The organism is Dyella psychrodurans (assembly GCF_003363265.1).
Lineage (GTDB): Bacteria > Pseudomonadota > Gammaproteobacteria > Xanthomonadales > Rhodanobacteraceae > Dyella_B > Dyella_B psychrodurans.
Map to the genome: position 1 here is coordinate 232,120 of NZ_QRBF01000006.1, position 19,847 is coordinate 251,966.

At 59.9% G+C, this 19,847-nt stretch carries 14 protein-coding genes; 2 read left to right on the forward strand and 12 right to left on the reverse strand.

Translation table 11 applies throughout. The annotated features are described in order from the left end of the window. Positions 1-136: 136 nt before the first annotated feature. Positions 137-5,650, reverse strand: a complete 5,514-nt coding sequence (locus DWU99_RS16360; RefSeq protein ID WP_158543321.1) for a hypothetical protein — start codon at positions 5,648-5,650, stop codon at positions 137-139. A gap of 287 nt (positions 5,651-5,937) precedes the next feature. Beyond that, on the reverse strand, positions 5,938-6,900 hold the full coding sequence (locus DWU99_RS16365) for a GlxA family transcriptional regulator (RefSeq protein ID WP_115479139.1): 963 nt from the start codon (positions 6,898-6,900) through the stop codon (positions 5,938-5,940). Positions 6,901-7,020: 120 nt separating this feature from the next. Here DWU99_RS16365 and DWU99_RS16370 point away from each other — a divergent pair, with 120 nt between their 5' ends. Further along, positions 7,021-7,821: an SDR family NAD(P)-dependent oxidoreductase gene (locus DWU99_RS16370; RefSeq protein ID WP_115479140.1), complete on the forward strand. Its 801-nt coding sequence runs from the start codon at positions 7,021-7,023 to the stop codon at positions 7,819-7,821. A 73-nt stretch (positions 7,822-7,894) separates the two neighbouring features. On the opposite strand, the gene DWU99_RS16375 is transcribed toward DWU99_RS16370, so the two are convergent. The 10 genes from DWU99_RS16375 to DWU99_RS16420 all read right to left on the reverse strand — a co-directional run bounded on the left by DWU99_RS16375 (position 7,895) and on the right by DWU99_RS16420 (position 18,730). Next, complete coding sequence (locus DWU99_RS16375) at positions 7,895-8,791, reverse strand: flavin reductase (protein WP_233511184.1); 897 nt, start codon at positions 8,789-8,791, stop codon at positions 7,895-7,897. A 28-nt stretch (positions 8,792-8,819) separates the two neighbouring features. Further along, positions 8,820-9,497, reverse strand: a complete 678-nt coding sequence (locus tag DWU99_RS16380; protein ID WP_233511185.1) for a class I SAM-dependent methyltransferase — start codon at positions 9,495-9,497, stop codon at positions 8,820-8,822. 184 nt (positions 9,498-9,681) lie between these two features. Next, complete coding sequence (locus tag DWU99_RS16385; RefSeq protein ID WP_115479142.1) at positions 9,682-11,640, reverse strand: M61 family metallopeptidase; 1,959 nt, start codon at positions 11,638-11,640, stop codon at positions 9,682-9,684. Between the two features lie 98 nt (positions 11,641-11,738). Further along, positions 11,739-12,119, reverse strand: coding sequence for a hypothetical protein (locus DWU99_RS20845; RefSeq protein ID WP_147292953.1), 381 nt, complete (start codon positions 12,117-12,119; stop codon positions 11,739-11,741). A 76-nt stretch (positions 12,120-12,195) separates the two neighbouring features. Next, positions 12,196-12,663: a DUF2310 family Zn-ribbon-containing protein gene (locus tag DWU99_RS16395; RefSeq protein ID WP_115479144.1), complete on the reverse strand. Its 468-nt coding sequence runs from the start codon at positions 12,661-12,663 to the stop codon at positions 12,196-12,198. A gap of 192 nt (positions 12,664-12,855) precedes the next feature. Further along, a complete protein-coding gene (locus DWU99_RS16400; RefSeq protein WP_115479145.1) occupies positions 12,856-15,075 on the reverse strand; it encodes a hypothetical protein in 2,220 nt (739 codons plus the stop codon). A 350-nt stretch (positions 15,076-15,425) separates the two neighbouring features. Further along, the gene (locus DWU99_RS16405; RefSeq protein WP_115479146.1) at positions 15,426-15,836 is read right to left on the reverse strand and encodes a VOC family protein; all 411 of its coding nucleotides are present in this window, start codon (positions 15,834-15,836) and stop codon (positions 15,426-15,428) included. Positions 15,837-15,873: 37 nt separating this feature from the next. After that, entirely contained in the window at positions 15,874-16,323 is a 450-nt protein-coding gene (locus tag DWU99_RS16410; protein WP_115479147.1) for a helix-turn-helix transcriptional regulator, read from the reverse strand. A gap of 165 nt (positions 16,324-16,488) precedes the next feature. Further along, a complete protein-coding gene (locus tag DWU99_RS16415) occupies positions 16,489-17,514 on the reverse strand; it encodes a sterol desaturase family protein (RefSeq protein ID WP_115479148.1) in 1,026 nt (341 codons plus the stop codon). 331 nt (positions 17,515-17,845) lie between these two features. Then, complete coding sequence (locus DWU99_RS16420) at positions 17,846-18,730, reverse strand: LysR family transcriptional regulator (protein ID WP_199535836.1); 885 nt, start codon at positions 18,728-18,730, stop codon at positions 17,846-17,848. Between the two features lie 116 nt (positions 18,731-18,846). Between DWU99_RS16420 and DWU99_RS16425 the strand changes: the two genes are divergently transcribed. Then, positions 18,847-19,761 (forward strand): aldo/keto reductase family oxidoreductase, encoded by a 915-nt coding sequence (locus DWU99_RS16425; RefSeq protein ID WP_115479150.1) that lies wholly within the window; start codon positions 18,847-18,849, stop codon positions 19,759-19,761. Positions 19,762-19,847 lie beyond the last annotated feature (86 nt).

The following is a 19,847-nucleotide window of genomic DNA, read 5'->3' on the forward strand; positions in this document are numbered from 1 at the left end:
CGTCAGCACCCACAGCGCGCGCAACAGGGAGGGTTTCATCATGGCTTTCCTTGTCGGGTTGTCTTCCATCAAAGCGGAAGGACCTCGACGATGAACTCGTCATCGTCGAGGCTTCTTTACAGCATCAAATTTCCACCTAACCACCTCTCCAAGGCGAACACCCGGAGCTATTGCATGCTTTCACTTGGAAGATGCGCAGGGCGCCGTAGGCATAGCCGCCTGACCAAGTTGTGTTGGGTCCCGAATACACCTGCGTAGTGATGGCGCCGGCAATTTCTTGCACCACGTAATACGTTGCATTGGGCACTGGGTCCCAGGTGACCGTTGCGATGATGAACGAGCCTGTGGAAACTTGTTTCACCGTGACTGTAGGTGCAGCAGGCACCAGCTCGACCGTCTCGGTAACGACGCCGCTCCACGGCCCACATCCGGCGTTGTTGCAGGCCACGACGTGGTAGCCATAGGTGCCAGCGCCACGTCCTGCCGTACTCCAACTGGTGGCTCCGTTGTCTTGTACGTTGGCCCAGCTACCGCCGTTGTATTGTTCCTGCAGGACATAGCGATTGGCGTCGTTCACGCCAGTCCAACTCACGGTGTAGCTGCCGTCGGCGCTGTAGCCGGGCACGCTGATGCTAGGGGCGTAGGTGGGCGGGATGGTCACGGACACAGTGGGGCTGGTGGTGTAGCCGCTGCAGCCGTAGGTGTTGCACGCTCTCACCCGATAAACGTAGCCGCCCGACATGCCGGCTCCCACCTGTGCACTGGTGCCTCCGCCCTGGTACGCCACCGTCCAGCCGCCGCTGTTGATGCTTTGCTCCAGGATATAGGTGGTGGCGTCCAGGCTGCTGGCCCAGCTTACCGACACAGGATTAAAGCTTGCGCCCGGCACACTGATGGAGGCCGGTGCGGAAGGCACATTCTCCAATTGCACGTTGGTCGATTGCCCCCAATCACCGCAGCCATACACGTTGCAAGCCTGCACACGAAAACTGTAGGTGCCATTGGCGGCGGGATGGATGGTGAAGGTGGCAGCGCTGCCGTTGTAGATCGAGGTCCAATGTTGTTCGTTGAATTGCTTCTCCACGTTGTAGCTGGTGACACCGTTGGCGGTGGACCAGGTGATGGCGATACCCATGCCGTCACCGGTTTTTGTGGCGGTGACGGTCGGTGCTTTGGGGGCTTTCTGTTCGGCCGGCACGGTGAATTGGCCGGAGTTGCCTAATTCGTCATTGGAATTACCAACGGGCGAAATGCCATAGACGTAGATCTTTTCGTCAACGTGATCGCTGCGCACCGTGGCACTCAAGGGAATGCTGAAGCGGAAGCTGCCCGAGGACACGCGACATTCGCTGGCCACAGCCGGTTCGCTGGCCTGGTTGGCGCTGTAGCCGCCGATGAACGTACCTCTACCGGCCGGACCGCCCAGGTACATATGCACCTGGATGGATTGGGTCAGTCCGCTGGAGCACGCCCAACCGTGGAGGACGGCGTTGTCGTTGCTATCGATGGCCACGCCATCGATCTGGCCGCGGATGGCGGACTCGTACCGTTCGTTGCGGCCAATCAGCTTATTGCCGAGGTAGACGTAGGAGGTGCCTTTGGCCATGTCCTCGTCGTACTGGTAGAGCAACTTGCCATCATGTGTGTAGAAGTAATAGGTGGACGGGCCAGCATTGGCCACTTGCTTGAGCACGCGCCGCCCCTCGGCATCGTAGGCATAGCTGGCAAAACCCGGCACGTTGGCTAGCTGGTTCTTGGCATCGAAAACGAGGGTATTGCCGTTTTTGTTGATGAGGTTGCCGCGCGTGTCGTAGCCCAAGCTGGTGGTGGCACCTCCGTTGGCGGCCATGCTGGTCAGATGGTTGAGCAGGTCGTAGCCGTAGGTGATCGTCTGCCCTTGGAGCGTGCGGCTGGTGATGTTGTTGAGCGCGTCGTAGGTGTAGCTTTCGGTGCCCCACAGCGCGCCGGCCTGCGCTTGGGTCACGCGATTGAGTCCATCGTAAGACAACGTTTTGCTACGCTGACCATTGACCAAATCGGTGAAGCTGGTGATGTTGGCGTCGGCGTCGTAGGCAATATCTTGGCTAAGGGCAAACGTGCCACCTTTTATAAAGCTGTAATGGCTTAACAGTTGCCGTGCATTTTGCTCGGTAACGTAATCGAAGCTACCCCCAAGATTGAAATGCGCCATCTCACCATCCGGGAAGTAGCTCACGTCGGAGGCAAAGCTTCCCGCTTGGGTGGGGCGACCTAAGACATCAGGCGCGTAGCTAACGTTGGTACCATCCGGATAGATAGTGGCACTGAGGTTGCCGTAACTGTCGTGCGTATAGCGAAGCGTGTTGCTGAATCCGTTGGCGGTGAGGCTTTCGGAGAGAGGCATGTTGCGCTTGTTATAGGTGCCCGCCCAATGGGCGATGCCCGAACGCGCGTGCGTGACATTACCCACCGCGTCGTAGATGTACGTGGTGCCTGCCGTACCTTCCGGCGGCTCCAGCACGGTGAGGCGGTTCATCGGGTCGTAGGTGTGAAAGGTTTTGACCGAATCATCCACCTGGCCCTGACCGCAGTCGTTGGTGGTGATGGCAAGGCCATCGGCCGTCCAATCGATATTGTTGGCGTCGTCGTAGGCGATGACGGTGCTGCCGCTTTCGAGCTCGGACGTACGGCACAGACGGTGGTAGGCGTCGTAGTAGAAACTCTTGGTGGTGCCAGTACCTGGCCTGAAAATCGGTCCGATGCCAATAAGACCCTTTGACGGCGAGCCCGTGAATTGTGTGGATTGTGCCGATTGCGTGATGGCAGTCGGGTTGCCATAGAGATCGCGCGTGATGGTGTGCGACACGCCCTCTGGCGACGTGACCTGAATCGCGGCGTCGTAGGACGGCTGATCGAACACCTGGTAACTGGTGGTGGTCACGTTGCCTTTGGGATCGGTGACTTGCTGGCTTGCACCGGGCAGATAGTTGATCGTCGTTGTCAGCGGGCCCAACTCGGACGACTGCTGTTTTTTGGTGACGCGACTTAAGGCGTCGTAGGTGGTCGTGGTACCGGTGCCGAGGGTGTTGAAGTTGGGCAAGCCGTCGACGGGGTAGGACTGAAAGATGGGGTTGCCCTGCCAGTCGTAGTTGGTTTGGGTGGTGATGGCGAATGCGCCGTCGCTCGAACGATAGTGGCTGGCCAGGATCGGGCGCAGGGTGGCGTCGAAGTAAGTGACTTCGGTTTTGTCGCCTTGGGTGAGAGTACGGCGCCAGTGGTTGCCTGTTATGCCACGCTCGCTGCCAACGAAATCGTAGGCGAATGTTTCGGGGTACCAGTTGGTCTCGTCGTTGGTCGGATAGGTGATCTTGGCGATGCGGCCTATCGCGTTGTAGTCGTAGGATGTCGTGTTGCCGGCCTGATCGGTGATGGAGCGGATCTGCCCAAGGTCGTCCACCATCAGGCTTTGACGGGTTCCGTCCGCATACGTGATCGCTTGTGGGATACCTCGATAGTAGTTACCCAACGTGGTGGCGTTGTCGTTGCCGTCGACAAAGCTGGCGAGTTGACCGGCGTTGTTATAGGCGTAGGTCATCAGCAACTGCCCAAAGCGCGAGCGCGTTTGCAGCAGATCGTTGTTGGTATAGGTGTTGCTCGATTCCACCTCGCCCGTGGTGACGTTGGTGACGGTTTGCGTCAAGCCGAGTACCCAGTACGCCGAATCGTTACGATATAGCGTGGCTTCTTCGATCGATGACTGCCCGGCGATGTCGTTGTAGCGCTTCACATCCGTGGGCTGCGCGTATGCGTTAAACGTCATCGCCTGCCAGGTGTAGTTCTGGCCGTCTTGCGTGATCACCTTTTGGTTTAACGGCGACAATTGCTCGGTTTGATAATAATTGTCGCGATAGGCTAGATCGGCGCCGTAGACGCTTGGCCATGGACCCGCCGTCGCACTGGCGTAGGTGTTGACTACCGACTTCACTAACGTGCCGCCGTAAGCACCCTGGTACGTGTCCGCGCGTAGCAGTTGTCCTTCTGAGGCGTTGAAGCGATTGCTGAAGGTATAGCGCGTGTCGTTGCCATTGGGATCGGTGACATCGGTATAAACGGTCGTGGGGCACGTGCCGCTGCGCGCACATGCGTCCGTCGTCCAACTCGCATTCGCGGGCGAATAGCTATAGGTCCAGGTCTGCGTCGGCATGCCCGCACCCGAGATGACTTCGCTCGTAATGGCGGGTTGAACGTACCATTCCGGCCAGATCGCCATGGGAATTTCAAACGGCGGCGTGTCCCCGGTTTCTCCCCAACACAATTGGGGCGTGTACGAACGGCCGCTCATTTTCATCACGAAGCTAAAGGTGCCCGTGAGTCCAGAGGGAGCCGTTACCGTAGCGGTACTGATGACCGGCCCGCTGACCGGGGTCGTATTGGAATAAGGAAACCGGTTGGCTGAACAGGCATTGGAAGGGAGAACGAAGCTGTACGCCCCAGCACCCCCCTGGTAGGTCCACGAGCTGCCGTCGGGCAATTGAACACCAGTCAGTCCAGCCCCGTACGTATACGTCCACGTGCGCGACGGAACGTTGGATGCCTTGGCGGTAATCGTTCGGATGTTCGGCGAACCGGACACATAAGTGACATCGACTTCGCGGCCATCATTCGCCGTAATGCTGGAGAGATAACCCGTGGTGGGGTCGTAGTTGTACGTCAGCGTATTGCCGAAGCGATCCTGGATCTGCGTGACGTACATCAGCGCATCTTCGCGATACAAGATGGCCAGGCCGCCTGGCCCGGCTTCCATAGGCGTAGCGCCCTGTGTGGCGATTGCGCTATGTGCCGAAACAGCGCTTTGCGCCGGGGGAGAGGTTTGCGTCGCGATGATCGTGCCATCAGGGGGTAGCGGACCACCTGCCCCGACGATCTGGTACCACGGGCGATAGACAAGGTGAGCGAAGGTATAGCGCGTACCGTCGGGTGCGATGGCAAGAAATCCTTCGCCTCCATCGCTCGCCGTAACACCGCAAGTGACCATCCAGTTGTTCTTCGTGACAATGTTAAAGCTCAGCCCGCTGATGCTCGGCGACAGCGTATTCGCACTGTAGCGGGGCATCAGTTGCTGCTTGCCTTCGCCAGGTACCATCAGGTTGTAGCCATACCACCATTCATCCGCCACCCAACCTCCCTCGGCCAGCGTGGATTGAATGCCTGGTGGCGGCGCAAAATTGCTGCAACGATTGGTTGTACCTACGGTAGGGGTAGTTCCCCCAACGCCTGTCTGCCAGACGGCCGTGGACGGGAGACCGGCAGTCCCTACCAGCGTTTCGATGCGGGGAATATCCAAATCCCAGTTGCCGAACGGGAAACTTGGGGGACTGATGCCGAGGTTGTCGGGCCACTCAAAAAATTCCGCTGATCGACCCACGGTGATGGTCGGCCCATTGCCACGCAAAGAGACGTCCGTGACGTTGAATGACGTGCTTCCGTCATACGTACTGATGTTTTCGCCGAACGGATGCTCACCCAAGGGTTCGATGTTTTGATCGACCTGGATCAGCTTCTGGTATTCCTGGTCCGGGGTCGCCCCCTCCGTGGACTGGGCATAACACGCACCGGACAACACCAGCATCGCCACCGCCCACAGGCAGCTCCCTTGCCAGCGTGCAAGCATCGCATTGTCCCTTTGGGCCCACGCATTGCGCACAGGCATGCTTTCACCCATAACGAGCCTACGCCAAGCCTTGGCATACCGCATTCCCAATCTCCTTGTCCCCGACTGCGAACGGCACGCGGCATCTCATTCGATGCGGCCGCTCTGTGTTGAGCATTGGATAGATTTCATGCGGTGGGCGGCAAGAAGGGAAGCACGGCACTCTTTGCAGGCACGTGCCTACATACGGTGACCCTATTCCGTATTCGCACTACGCGGGGGTGAGGGTTGAGCGCGGTCGTCGATATCTATGCATCGTTTGACGAAGCTTCAAGTTCCTCGCTGCGCAAATTGCGCCGCATCGCCTGAGGCGGCTGACCGAACGCTCGCAAAAACGCCCTGCGCATGCGTTCGCGATCGGCGAAGCCCGATTCTCGCGCCACGATTTCGATCGGATGGCGCGTCTGCTCCATCATCAGACGCGCCGCTTCAAGGCGCAGATTTTCCACCGCCTTCGCAGGCGACTGGCCCGTTTCCGCGCGAAACGTTCGGCTGAATTGTCGCGGACTGAGATTCGCCGCGGCGGCAAGTTCCTCCACCGACAACGGCGAGCGCAGGTGACTCTTCGCGTACGTCAGCGCGTCTTGTATGCGATCCGATTTCGGTTCGAGTTCCAGCAACGCGGAAAACTGCGACTGCCCGCCGGAGCGCCGGTGATACAGCACGAGTTTCTGCGCCACCTTGTGCGCGACGTCGGCACCGAGATCCTTTTCGACCATCGCCAGCGCGAGATCGATGCCGGCGCTCATGCCCGCCGACGTCCAGATCGGCCCGTCGGTGATGAAGATGCGATCCTCTTCCATCTTCACCTTGGGAAAACTGTTCTGCAGTTGTCGCGCCAACAGCCAATGCGTGGTGGCGCGGCGGCCGTCGAGCAGACCGGCTTCGGCGAGAACAAAGGCGCCCGTGCAGATCGCCGCGACGCGGCGCGACCATTGCGGTGCTTCGCGCACGAAGTCGAGCAGCGCCGGTGTCGTTTCCGGCACGCCCACGCCACCGGCAACCAGCAAGGTATCGAACGGCTGCCGCTCGAGGCGCCGCGTTTCCATGCTCATGCCGAGCGAACTGGCGATCGGACCGCCCGTTTCGGAGAAGTAGCCCACGTCATACACGGCGCTTTCTGCCGTGATGTTGGCGAATTCGAACGCGGACGCGGCGGCCAGGCACATGACCTGGAAGCCCGGAAAAACCACGAATCCAACGCGTTGCATGGCAGCCTCCGGCGAATGGCCTAAAAGGTGGCATCTATGACATTTAAGTCTAGATGCGGCCCGCGTACAACTATCTCAAGGCATCGGCATACCGCCGGCGCTTCCCCATCGGAGATAGACATGAACAACTCATCCAAGGGCACCGCCCTGATCACCGGCGCTTCCAGCGGCATCGGTGCCATCTACGCCGACCGTCTCGCGCGCCGAGGCTACGACCTTATTTTGGTGGCGCGCAATCGCGAACGCCTCGACCAGCTGGCCCGCCGTTTGTCGGATGCCACGGGCCGCGCCATCCAGGTCTTTCCCGCCGACTTGAACAATGCCGCCGATCTGACCGCCGTGGAAAATCTCCTGCGCACCGACAAGAGCATCACGACGCTGGTCAACAACGCCGGCTTCGGCGCGGCCACACCGCTGCTGCAATCGGACGTGGCGAAGATGGACGAGATGATTTCGCTCAACGTGAGCGCGCTCACCCGTCTCACCTATGCTGCCGCGCCCGGCTTCGTGGAACGCGGCCATGGCGCGATCATCAACATCGCATCGATCGTGGCCATCGCGCCGGAACTTCTCAACGGCGTGTACTCGGGCAGCAAGGCATTCGTGCTTGCCTTCACGCAGTCGCTCCATCACGAACTTGCAGACAAGGGTGTGCGCGTGCAGGCGGTACTGCCCGGTGCAACGGCCACGGAATTCTGGGATGTCGCAGGCGTGCCGATGAGCCATCTGCCTTCGCAGATCGTCATGCCCGCGGAAGACATGGTGGATGCCGCGCTGGCCGGGCTCGATCAGGGCGAACTGGTGACGATTCCGGCGCTGCCCGAAGCAGCCGACTGGCAGGCCTATGAAGATGCGCGGCAGAAGATGTCGCCCAATCTCTCGCGTTCGCAACCGGCGGCACGCTATCGCGTTGCAGGTTGATTGGGCGGCGGGCGTGCACGTACGGTTAGGCGTTCACGCCCGTTGACGTGGTCGTACCCCCGCCCTGCGTCGACTAGACTTCCGCGAACGGCATGCCCCACCGGCGCCGATACGCTTGATAAAAGCCCGGCGTGTGATGCAGCTGTTCGCCTTTCACCAGTTGTTCGTCAGACATGACGCGGCAAAGAAAAAAGGTGTGCGAGCCAATCTCCTGACTGTGCACGATGCTCAACTCCTGAATGCTGAGCGCCCCGGCCACAGCGGGAACGCCAAACTCCCGCGACGGTCGCACGGGAAACGGAAGCGCATTCCAGTCCGGGAGCGGCTGCTTGTGATGCTCGCTGAGCTTGTAAACAGTCGCCTTCATCGCCGCAGGCACGTTGGACAGCGCAACGCGGCGTACGTCGCGCATGATGGGTTGCGAAACGTTGGTGCTGCGTAGCGCGAGCGAAAAATAACCGCTGCGCTCGAGCGGTCCGATCAGATCCATGGGAAAGATATTCTGGTGGCCCGGCGTACCGACGGAAACAAGAACGACCGGGCGCGGGCACAAGTAGGCGATCATGAGCTGCTGTACCGCGGCGGGTTCCATGGCGAGATGATGCGGCGCCTGATGCTTCAGCATGAGCCGGTTCTGAAGCCATGCGTTCCACGGACGTCGCGGCCAACCCAGACAGCGGTGCTCGCCGGCAGCCACATGGTAGAGCGCGAGCGATGTATTTTCGGTAACGACTGGCGCCATACGCACCAGATGCAAAATGCCGAGCCACCTTCCCGTCGCGCTATCGTAGTACTCAAGCACTGGATGTGGGCCGGCATCGACACTAGTCGCGATCACAAGCGGCTTGAGCGCAGCCACGGTGTGGTCCGCCGTCACATCGACCAACTTGCCGTCCCAACGCAAAGTGGCGGTGACCGCCTGCGAAGGCGGCGCAATGGCAACCGTAGACCATTGCGGCAGTGGACGCACGAACGGCCTTATCCAATCCTTCCACATCTCAGATCCGCCGAAATAGCAGGAACATGTAGAGATCGGTCGCCAATCCGACACCGCGCGGATAAAGGCGTTCCAGCCGGAAATACGGTGCTGCAGCTCGCGCCACGACACGTGGCGTGAAGCGATGGATGCGGCTTTCGCTTGGAATGGCGTAGCGGCCGGTGCGCACCAGATTCAGAAGGTTCTTCCGCCACCAGCCGTAACGCGCATCGCCGAGGTAATACGGACTGAGCATGCTTGCCAGCACGAAACCGCCCTGATGCACCACGCGCGACAACTCTTCAAAAAGCGATGCGTGATCCGCGAAGTGATTGAGGACCGCAAAGTTCGCCGTGACGGCCTGCACCTTGCAGTTGAGAGGCAATGCAACCGTGACGATGGCGTTGCGGGCGATTTCGTCGCGGCAATGCTCCGCGAGGTAATCGCGCATCGCTGCCGAAGGCTCGTAGACGAACGTCGGGTGCCCGTTGGCGGCATACGTCTTGGCATCGATGCCGGTACCGGCACCGAAATCGAGCACGCCTTCGCCCTCGTCCAACAGATTCAGCGCCATCTTCTGAAACCTGTCGCGCACCGTCTGGTCCCGCCGCGAGGTCAGCATGAATGTGTGGTACTGCTCTCCGGTATGCACGTGGTCCACTACCTTGCCGACAAACTCACTGCCGTTTTGATGGCCCATGCGCCGGGCCGTTCAAGCGCGGGCCTAAAGCCCTTGTGCGGGTGAGTGCCGGCCAGGTCATGGAAGGTTGCGCCCAGCGATGCGCAAGCGCCGCCCGCCGCGACGGTAGCGTCGACAAAAAAAGGCACAGGTGATGCCACCTGTGCCTTGCTGCATCCGTGTATCGATGTGTGTTGCTTGATGCCTACTTGCGAGCCGCGATGATTTCGCTCAAGTAATCAGGCGTACCTTCGACGCGCACCAGGTGCGGGTATTGCAGGCCGCCGTGGTAATCCACCGACACCGTGCGATAACCGCCCTGGTACTTCAGCAACAGCTGGATCGGCGCACTGCCGTTCTTGGCCGCCGTGATCGCGCTCTTCAGCGCATCGCTTGAATAGTCCTTGCCGTTCACCGCCATCAGCGTGGCGCCGGTGCTTACGCCCGCCTTGAATGCCGGCCCGTCCCAGCGCACGTCGTTGACCTCACCCTTCTCGGTCATCGTCAGGCCGATCGACCACGCGAAGTTGTACAGATGGCGCGACGATTGCGGCCGGCTGTTGTACTGCTTCTCGTATTCGCTTTCCTGATCGGTATAGACCAGTTTCCAGCCGGTCCCCGCGATGCCGTTCTGCAGCGGCGGATCGAGCGCATCGACGCGCGAGTGCAGGAAGCTCGCCCAGTCGTAGGGAGCCACGCTGTTCAGTGCCGCCACCACGTCGTCGAAGGCGTAGGTCTTGGTGACGTAGCTGCCGTTGTCGACGCCGAAGAACGTACTTGCGAAATCGTCCAGCGATTTGCGGTCGTGCGTGAGCGAGCGCAGCTTGGCGTCCACCTCGAGCCACATCATCTGCCCGCCGCTGTAGTAATCCTCGCTCATCTGCCAGCTGCGGTACGGCAGGCTCGAACGGCGCGCGGCGGTCGGGTCGTTGGTGGTGTCTTCGAGCGTGCGCCACTGGAAACCTTCGCGGTTGCGCTCGTAGTTGGCCGCCACCATCGCCAAGGCGTCGCGGAACTGCTGCGCCGTCCACATGCCGGAGCGCGCGGTCAGCACGAATCCCCAGTATTGCGTCTGCCCTTCATAGACCCACAGCAGCGAATCGCCCATCGGCACGTTGAAGTTGGGTGTCCACAAATCGGCGGGACGACGGAACTTGCCGTTCCACGAATGCGTATATTCGTGCGCGAGCAGATCGCGATCCGGCGCAGCTTCGTTCCAGGCGGTGAAATAGTCGGCGCCCAGGCCGTTCTCGCTGGATTGATGATGCTCCGTACCGTTGCCGCCCAACTGATCGGAGAGCGAGAACAGGAAATCGTAATGATCGTAGTGATGCGAACCGAACAGCTTCACTGCCTGGCTGACCAAGGCGCGGTGCACCTTCAATTGTTCCGGCGTCATCTCCAGATACTTCGGCGCATCCGCCACGATGTCCAGGTGCACGGGCGCATCGCCACCCGGATTGAGATCGACGCGCTTGAAGTATTCGCCCGCGTACATCGGCGAATCGACCAGATTGTTCAACGTCACCGACTTGAAGGTCGTGGTGTCGCCCGACTGCGAAGCCGTTTCCAGCGCGGTGCCGAATTGCCAACCCTGCGGCAATGTCACGCTCGGTGCAAAGGTGATGCCGCGCGAGAAATAGCCGGCCGGATAGAGCACCACCTTGCTCCATTCCATATCCATCATGCGATCGGTCATCTCGAAACCTTCGCTGTCGGTGCGACCCGACATGTACTGGAACGATGCATCGATGGTCGAAACGCCCTCGGGCACGTCGACATGAAACGCGTACACGTTGTATTCGTCGCGCTTCCACGTCAGCGGCTTGCCGTTGGCACTGAGCTTGAGGCCGGCGAGCATGTTGATTGGGCCGGTCGGCGAGTGATCGCCGGGAATCCACTCCGGGTAAAGCAGCGTCACAGCGCCCGCCTTCACCGGAATCGTTTCGTGAACACGAAAGATGCCCTGCACCGTGTCGTTGGCATCCACATGAAGGGTCACCGTGCCGGGATACGGCGTGTCCTGCGGCGGCGGCACATTGTCCGTGCGCGCTTGCTGCGCTCCGACGGCACCGGCCGCAAGCGTCAGGGCGACGGCCAAGGCAAGGCGCGAAAACCTGCGATGCGCAGCAGCCGCAGAAGCAACGGGAGGGACACGGGACATGAGGGACTCCAGCAAACGATTGGACAGTCGCTGAACTTAGCATTACAGACGCCGGACGGGGATAGAGCAGTGGTCATGCCCTGTATTGCCCAGTGCGCCTAAATGCGATCGATACCTTCTACGGTGATATACCGCTCTGAACCTTTTCCTGTGACAACAAGCGCGATAAGAACCGGCGAACCATCCGCCAAATGGGTAACACACTCCACGGCTGCGACCAGACCGGTGCTCTCAGTGGCCTCGCCGTTGAAGTACTTGATCTCCATGGAAGGAGTAGCGTGTTCGTGAGCCTCCGATTCCCCCGACTGGCTTGCGGCGAAATCTACCTCCAAAGCCATCGCCGGTTCTCGTCCGTGGGCAAGGGCATAACCAAAACGTTCGGCCAGAGCGGCAAAATCACTATCGCGCAGCAAAGCAACTGCTTCTTCGCCAAACCTGATAAGCGACTGACGATCCGTTTGAGATTCAGATATTCGCATGCAGTTTGAGCCTTCACCCTAATGGCCGCCATGGGCGAAAGCGGACATCCTCGTCGTTTGCGTAGAATATTTAACACTACACGTAGACTTTGCAAATTGGGCAGCGAAGGAACGCGTTAGGCAGCGTGTCGAGCGCCGAAGCGCACCTCGGACAGCAATCCGGTCGGCGCTCATTCCAGAACCATAAATAGCCACAAGACCGGCCCGTAGATAACGCACCGGCGACGGCCATGCCGCCAAGATTCACTGCGCTGCCTGCTTCAACGAGTTGCTCATAGGCCCAAGCTTCGTAACTACCTGACTGAAGCCATAGTTTGTAGATTGACCCGAATGTTGTCGTCCAGTCGGCAACTGCATCAACCTGCGAAGGCGTCAGTTCGATTCGTTCTGGCGCTACTGCACCTCGGCAAATATCGCAGTGAATAGGGTTCTCGGTTAGGTCAAACGCCAAGTAGATCGCCTGGATTTCGGCGCACGTGCATTGCTCCTCCGGAGAGATAGGTTCGGGCGGCATCAATTTCCTGTATTGATCATTGTTGTTCATAGCACGCCATCAAGAGTTCAACCCTTTAACACGTGAGCAAAATCGCTTGCGTCGAACACGGATATTCCACAAGCGTGCACTAAAACCCAACACTCCAAAAAACGAGACCTAGAGCGCAACCAGGTTCACCTTCTGCGGGAGCAATGATATGGCAAGTGAATTTGGCCTCGCCTTGACCCAATTTATTGTCCGTCAATGGCGCGATGATCTGGTATCGCCGCCTTTCTTTTGGTCACTCAAGGTGAGTATCGCCTCAGTTGCTGTGCGAATGATCGGTTGCAGCTCCACCTTGAACAGCCCCGTTTGCGGATCGCGTGTCGTCGATAAGATGATTGCGCCCTCGGCATGTGCAGCGATATTGCCCCGTGCGTAACCCGCCACCGTGATCGTCGTATCGTTGGCTGCGAACGCAATTTTCAGCCGGACACCATGGGCAAGGTCCTGGTACGACGTAACGCGCTTGCGTCCCATCGGAACGAACTTGCCTATGTCGCCGATGACGGCGATGCCCGACGCGGACACCGGTGCGACAACGCGATAAGCGAAAGCATCGGGTCCGGTCGGTTTTCCGGTGATGGCCTCCTTGCTGTCCACGATGGCGAGTGTTTCCGACATCGGATCGAATACCGCTACCGATCCGCTGAAGCCCAACGCCATCGGCGTCACGGAAAAATCCGTTGTTGGTTTCGCGGGATCGTCGGCGAATGCCAATAGGTAGGCGGTGTTGTGATTACCGTGACGGGTGAAGGTAGCAGCGATGATTGGTGCTCCCGTCCGCTCTGCCTGCGATAGGTAACTCGCATCGAGCGGCATCAGTGGTTCGTCCGGCTTGACGATCTGGCCGTCGGTGCTGGCGACCTTGAAGATGTTGGTGCGGTCGAGATCCTCGAATGCATCGCCGACGCCGACTGGTCCGCCTGAGAGCGTGGCGAACAGCATCGCTGCCGTATCGCGCGATGGCATCACATCGGTCGCCGGCCACGCACCCAATTCGTGGATCAATCGCGCGTTGAAGGCCAGTTGCATCCATCTGTCGCGGGTCAGGCCGTCGCCGGCGGCGCGAATCGTCGTCAGGTTCGGGTATTTCACGCCCTGCAACATGTGCAGCGGATATGCCATGCAGTACTGCATGGTGATGCGGTGCGCGGCCATCGCCGATGCCATGCCATCCATGAACAGCTCGCCCTTGCCGGGCACGCTGTGCAATTCCGGCGAGAATCTATAGGTCGCGTCGAGCCAATCCTGGAGATAAACCGCGATGCCGCTCTCGGCCGCGTAATTCGCAAGCTCGTTCCAGTAGCCTGGATCGACCGCGGCAACGCCGGAGATGTCATAGCGCTTTCGATACGGACTGTCCTTGTCGATGAAACGGTTGTGCGCGAGGAAGGGCAGATCGACGCGCTTATGAAAACTCGCCAACCCCTTGGGGAACACGCCGGGCTGCGCCTTCCATTCGACGAGACCGCCGTAGCGATTCCAGTCTTCGTCGGGCAGCGCGGGATTCTTGATGTGACCGACCGGCTGCTCCGGATTCCACGAACTCTTCGCGTACCACCAGCTGTCGAGTTGCAGATAGCCGAAAGGGAAGCCGGCTTGGCGACTACGCTCGATGAATCGCACCAGCGACTCTTCGTAGTTCAGGCCTTCGGCATATTCGTAGTTGTAGTAGTAATGGCCGCCTGCATTGTCGGTGAGCACGCCGATGTAACGCAGGATGGGGTCGGCGTCGGAGGCCGCAGGACTGCGATGATAGAGCGCGCGCAACGCGGTGCCCCAGGCGTCGTACGCGGACGCTATATCGGGCGCCGCTGCCACGAGCGCCGTAGCCGTGAAACCCACCGGCAGTTTCCCCACTTCCGAATTCATCCCGACCGCGACACGCGTCTTGGCATCGCCGAGCATGCTTGCGAGGAAGAAGTCCGATGCCGGCGAGATGATGAGCGCGTGACCGCTTTCGCTGAAAAGAACCCAAGGCGTGGACACGTCCTGCGGCGAGTCGAATACCGGAGGTGCGAAATTCATTTGCCGATGCGAAAACGAATGCAATCCGGCGGGTATCACGTCGAAGTCGGGAAATGCCGGTGGCTGCTCGACCGGGCTTTTGCCGACGACCTTCCAGGAAAACAGCAGCGCGCTGGATTTGCCCGGTGCCGGCGAAACGTTCGCCTCGACGCCTTCAACGAGCGGAAAGCGCAAGCCTGTCGTCGATGCCGTCACGCGCGACGCGCCGCCCGGCAAACGGCCCGCAAAATGCAGCGTACCGTCATCGAGCATGTACGCACCGGTCGTATCGTCGATCGAGAAGACCAGGCTGCCGCTTCGAACCTGATGTTGCGCGGCGACGGCTGTTTGCGACAGCAAGAGGAACGCACACAACAAAAACGTGACGCGAAAACCGAAGCGGCTTTTCATGTGAAAGGGGCCTGGGTGAGTGACCCCATCATTGTGCTTCTTCAGAGATTGCGTCAATGAAGAACGCTTGCCGTTCACGATGCGTCCGTACCGCGGCGAGCCCTGCGCGCGCTTGCTTTAGCGATGCCATGTCTGTGCGCCAGCATGTCGACGCGGGGCACGTCACTGGATGACTCACTTGCGTGTCATGCCGTTCTGCAGGGTCATAGCCGGCACGCATGGTCAGAGGTATCCATGCGTGCCGTCTACATTTCAGGCAGAACTGAAACGATGCACTGTCATCGAGCGATGCCGGGGTATCGGCAAACTTTAGCGACCAAAGCTCCTTGTCAGCTCGATTGCCGAATGACTCAGCGCAACTGCTGAATGCGGATCATGTTGCCTGCGGGATCGCGAACGGCGCAGTCGCGCACGCCGTAGGGCTGATCGGTCGGCTCCTGCACGATGTCCGCATCGCGGGCCTGCAATCGCTCGAAAGCGCCCTTCAGATCATGGGTGGCCAGAAGCACGATGCCGAACGTGCCCTTGGCCATCATCTCGGCAATGGTGCGGCGTTCGTCATCGGTGATGCCGGGGCTGGCTTCCGGCGGATACAACACGATGGATGTACCGGGCTGACCCATGGGGCCGACCGTGATCCAGCGCTTTCCGCCGTAGCCGACGTCGTTGCGAACCTCGAAGCCGAGGGTGTCGCGATAGAACGTCAGTGCTGCGTCAGGATCGTTCTGCGGAAGGAAGCTTGCGTGAATGGTGATGTCCATGGCGGTTTCTCTCAGCGGGTGGTGATGTCCATGGAAATCAGTTTAGTTCCGGCTCGGAGGCCGGTGCTTCTCGATTCCTGATCGGTCGCGTCACCTGTTTTGCCACGCACGAGGGAATCCCCGCGCCCGCATGCGTCTCCTGACGCCGATAGGCGCTGGGCGACATGCCGACCAGCTCGGCGAATCGAGTGCTGAACGTGCCCAGCGACGCGCAGCCGACTTCGAAACACACATCGGTGACGCTGAGGTCGCCACGGCGCAGCAATGCCATCGCACGCTCGATGCGCCGCGTCATCAAATAGCTGTACGGCGATTCGCCGTAAGCGAGACGAAATTGCCGGCTGAGATGTCCGGCCGACATGTGCACGCCACGCGCCAGCGCTTCCACATCCAGCGGCTGCGCATACTCCCGATCGATGCGGTCGCGAACGCGACGCAACCGAACAAGGTCGCGCAACTGCTGCGCTTCGGTGGGTTTGCTGGTCATGGAAAAGATCGTGTCACGTTGCGTCGGAGTGCTCAAGCGCGTAGGTGCAATAGCTCCTACTAGTGAACGATTGGCTCATGCATGCCATTCGGATACTTGAGCCAAGGCAGCCTCGTTAGTGGCACCCCACCTACTGCCGTGTGCACTTGGGGTCAAACGCGGACATCAAGTTTGGCCGCCGATAAGTGAACCGGGCTCCGTTTCCGATATCTGCTGCGTCCGCAACGCATCCTTGGCAGCCTTGGCGGTGTGATGGTTGCCGTCGTGGCTCCAACCTGGGGGCATAAGCAGGTACAGCAGCTTGTTGCGTATCCCCGGCGCGCGCCATACGTCTCGGCCTAGCAACCAGAATTCGCCCAGGTAGGCATCAAGAACGCTGTAAGGTTTTACCGGCCGGGTGATGCCGTATTCGATCTGGATATCCTTATGCACTTCCATATAAGTGCCGAAGATGCGATCCCAGATCGGCAGCAGGTTGCAGAAATTGGTGTCCATGTAGAGCACGTTGCGCGCGTGATGAACGCGATGATGCGAGGGCGTCAGCACGACACGAAACAACACACCCAGTTTTCCCTGCGGCAGCACGTTCTCGCCGAGATGGATGAACGATCCCCAGAACCCGTCAATGATCATGATCAGGATCAGGAGGGGCGGACTCACTCCCAGCAGCATGCAGATGCTTGTACGCACAAAGTCGGCATAGGTGCCTTCGAGGAAGATGTGCGCAAAGTTCACCGACAGATTCATCGCCACCGGCGCATGGTGGGTGGCATGCAGGCACCACAGCAGGCGTACTTTGTGTGCCAGAAAGTGATACACAAAATGTGCAAGCTCCCATGCTACGTAGCCATAGAGCAGCCCGTACCAAGTGAGCCCGGCCTGGAATGGGGCAAAACGGTTGAACAGGCCGATGCAGATGCCGACCATGGCAATGGTGAGAAAGGCGCCGATGAAGCGGTTCAGCACCATCGTCAGCAGCGGGACTTGGTAATCCTCGCGCCTGGTCCGACGCAGCACGATGCCGCGCGCGAGTTCGAATACCAACAACAACGGAATGACTGGCGCGATCAGGCTGCCGAAGCCGTCTACCGTCAATAGCCTCCGGTAGTCGCCGGAGGCGATCACTTGCAGCAAAGGCCCCAGGCTGAAAAAGCCAGTCAGCTGATCGCGGATCCAACTCAGGATATCCATCGCGGCCCTCCCCGGCGGCACATGAGCTACCAGTCCAGCCGGCAATTTGTCACGATCTAAATGACTATACAACTATGCCCCGGCGGGGCGGCAAAGGGCTGCGAGACCACTTACAACCAATTAACAAACTGTGCGGTATAGTTAATCCATGTCGAGAGACATCAGTCCCACCGCCTAGCCGGGCCTCCCCTCCCCGCGAAGCAACGTAGAGATGGATGAACTGAAAAACCCGCGGGCCCCCTCGCGGGTTTTTTATTGCGCCGGCGTTGAGCTTCTGTCAACGCGATTGATGCAACACATGGTTGGAATCGTTCGACCGGCGTTTCAAAGTTCAATCGACCTCTGATGCCTTGATGAAATCAACGAATGCCCGCAACGGCGCAGGCATGAGCCGGCGGCTGGGAAAGTAGAGATACGGCCCGCTGAAGCGCGGCCACCACGGCTCCAGAACAGGTTCGAGTTCGCCGCGATCGAAATAGGGACGCAGCCAATCCTCGAACAGGTAAACGATGCCCGCCCCTGCCACCGCCACCTCGACGCCAAGTTCGGTTGCCGCGCCGACGCGTACGATCAAAGGCCCGGAAGGTTCCAGCTTCACCGATTCTCCGTCGCGTTCGAATTCCCACGCGTTGATCATCCCGCTGCTGAAACGGCCTCGGATGCATGCGTGCGACAACAAGTCTTGCGGATGCCGGGGTCGTCCGTGGCGATCGAGATAGGCGGGCGCTGCTGCTGCCGCGAAGCGTTGAACGCGTGGCCCGATCGGCACCGCGATCATGTCCTGTTCCAGGCGTTCGTCGTAGCGGATGCCTGCATCGCAGCCTGATGCGAAGACATCGACGAAGCTGTCTTCGGCAATGATTTCCACCTGCACTTCGGGATAAGCCGCGAGGAAACCTGGAAGGATGGCGGGCAACACCAGGCGCGCCGCGCTGACGGGCACGTTGAGCCGCAAGGTGCCGATCGGCTTGTCGCGAGCGGTGTTCACGACGTCGAGCGCCGATTCCACTTCGGCCAAAGCGGGAGCCAGGCGATCGAGCAAACGCTTGCCTGCCTCGGTCGGCACCACGCTGCGCGTGGTGCGATTGAGCAGCCGCACGCCGAGTTGAGTTTCCAATCGGCGCACTGCTTCGCTCAATCCGGAAGGGCTCATGCCGCCTGCCCGCGCGGCGTCGCGAAAGCCGCCGGCCCTGGCCACCGCCATGAAGGCGTTCAAATCGCTCAGATCGACGTTCATTGTTCGATATTTCGCACAGGTCGTGCGGATTGTGCGCTCTTATCCTGTGGACCGACAACGTCTAGGCTTTGCGCCAGGCAAACAGGAGATCAGCAATGTCCCTTATCCTCCATTCCGACGTCTTCACCTTGGGCAACCGCACTGTGAGGCGGCTTGGCTATGGCGCCATGCAGCTTGCAGGACCTGGCGTGTTCGGCCCGCCGAAAGATCGCGCCGGGGCGTTGGCCGTGCTGCGCGCAGCCGTGGCGTCCGGCGTGAACCATATCGATACCAGCGACTTTTACGGCCCGCACGTCACCAATCAACTGATCCGCGAAGCGCTCGCGCCGTATCCGGACGATCTGCTCATCGTCACCAAGATCGGCGCACGACGCGGCGATGACAAATCGTGGATTCCAGCTTTTTCGCGCGAAGAACTTACGCGCGCCGTGCACGACAATTTGCGCAACCTTGGCGTGGATGTGCTCGACGTCGTCAACCTGCGCATCATGCTCAATCCTCACGGACCTGCCGAGGGTTCCATCGAAGCACCGCTCACGATACTGGCCGACCTGCAGCGGCAGGGATTGGTTCGTCATATCGGTTTGAGCAACGTGACGCCATCGCAAGTCGCGGAAGGGCAAAAGATCTGCACGATCGCGTGCGTGCAAAATCATTACAACCTGGCGCACCGGGACGACGATGCCTTGATCGATCATTTGGCGCGCGACGGCATCGCCTATGTGCCGTACTTTCCGCTTGGCGGATTCACGCCGCTGCAATCCTCGACCTTGTCGGATGTTGCGCGACGCCTCGGTGCGACACCCATGCAGGTAGCGATTGCGTGGTTGCTGCGCCGCTCGCCGAATGTGCTGCTCATTCCCGGCACATCGTCCATGACGCATCTCAACGAGAATCTTGCCGCCGCCGATCTGATCCTGCCCGGCGATGCGATGGATGCGCTGGACCACATCGCGACGCCTGTCGCGGCGAACCATGCCGCGAGTACCGCATCCCGTCAAAACGCCTGAGCTCGTCACGCATTTTCCCGTCCCTGTCTCATCTCGTATAGCACTCAACACGAGTTGCAGCAGCCGCCTACCCCCGAAATCGGGGG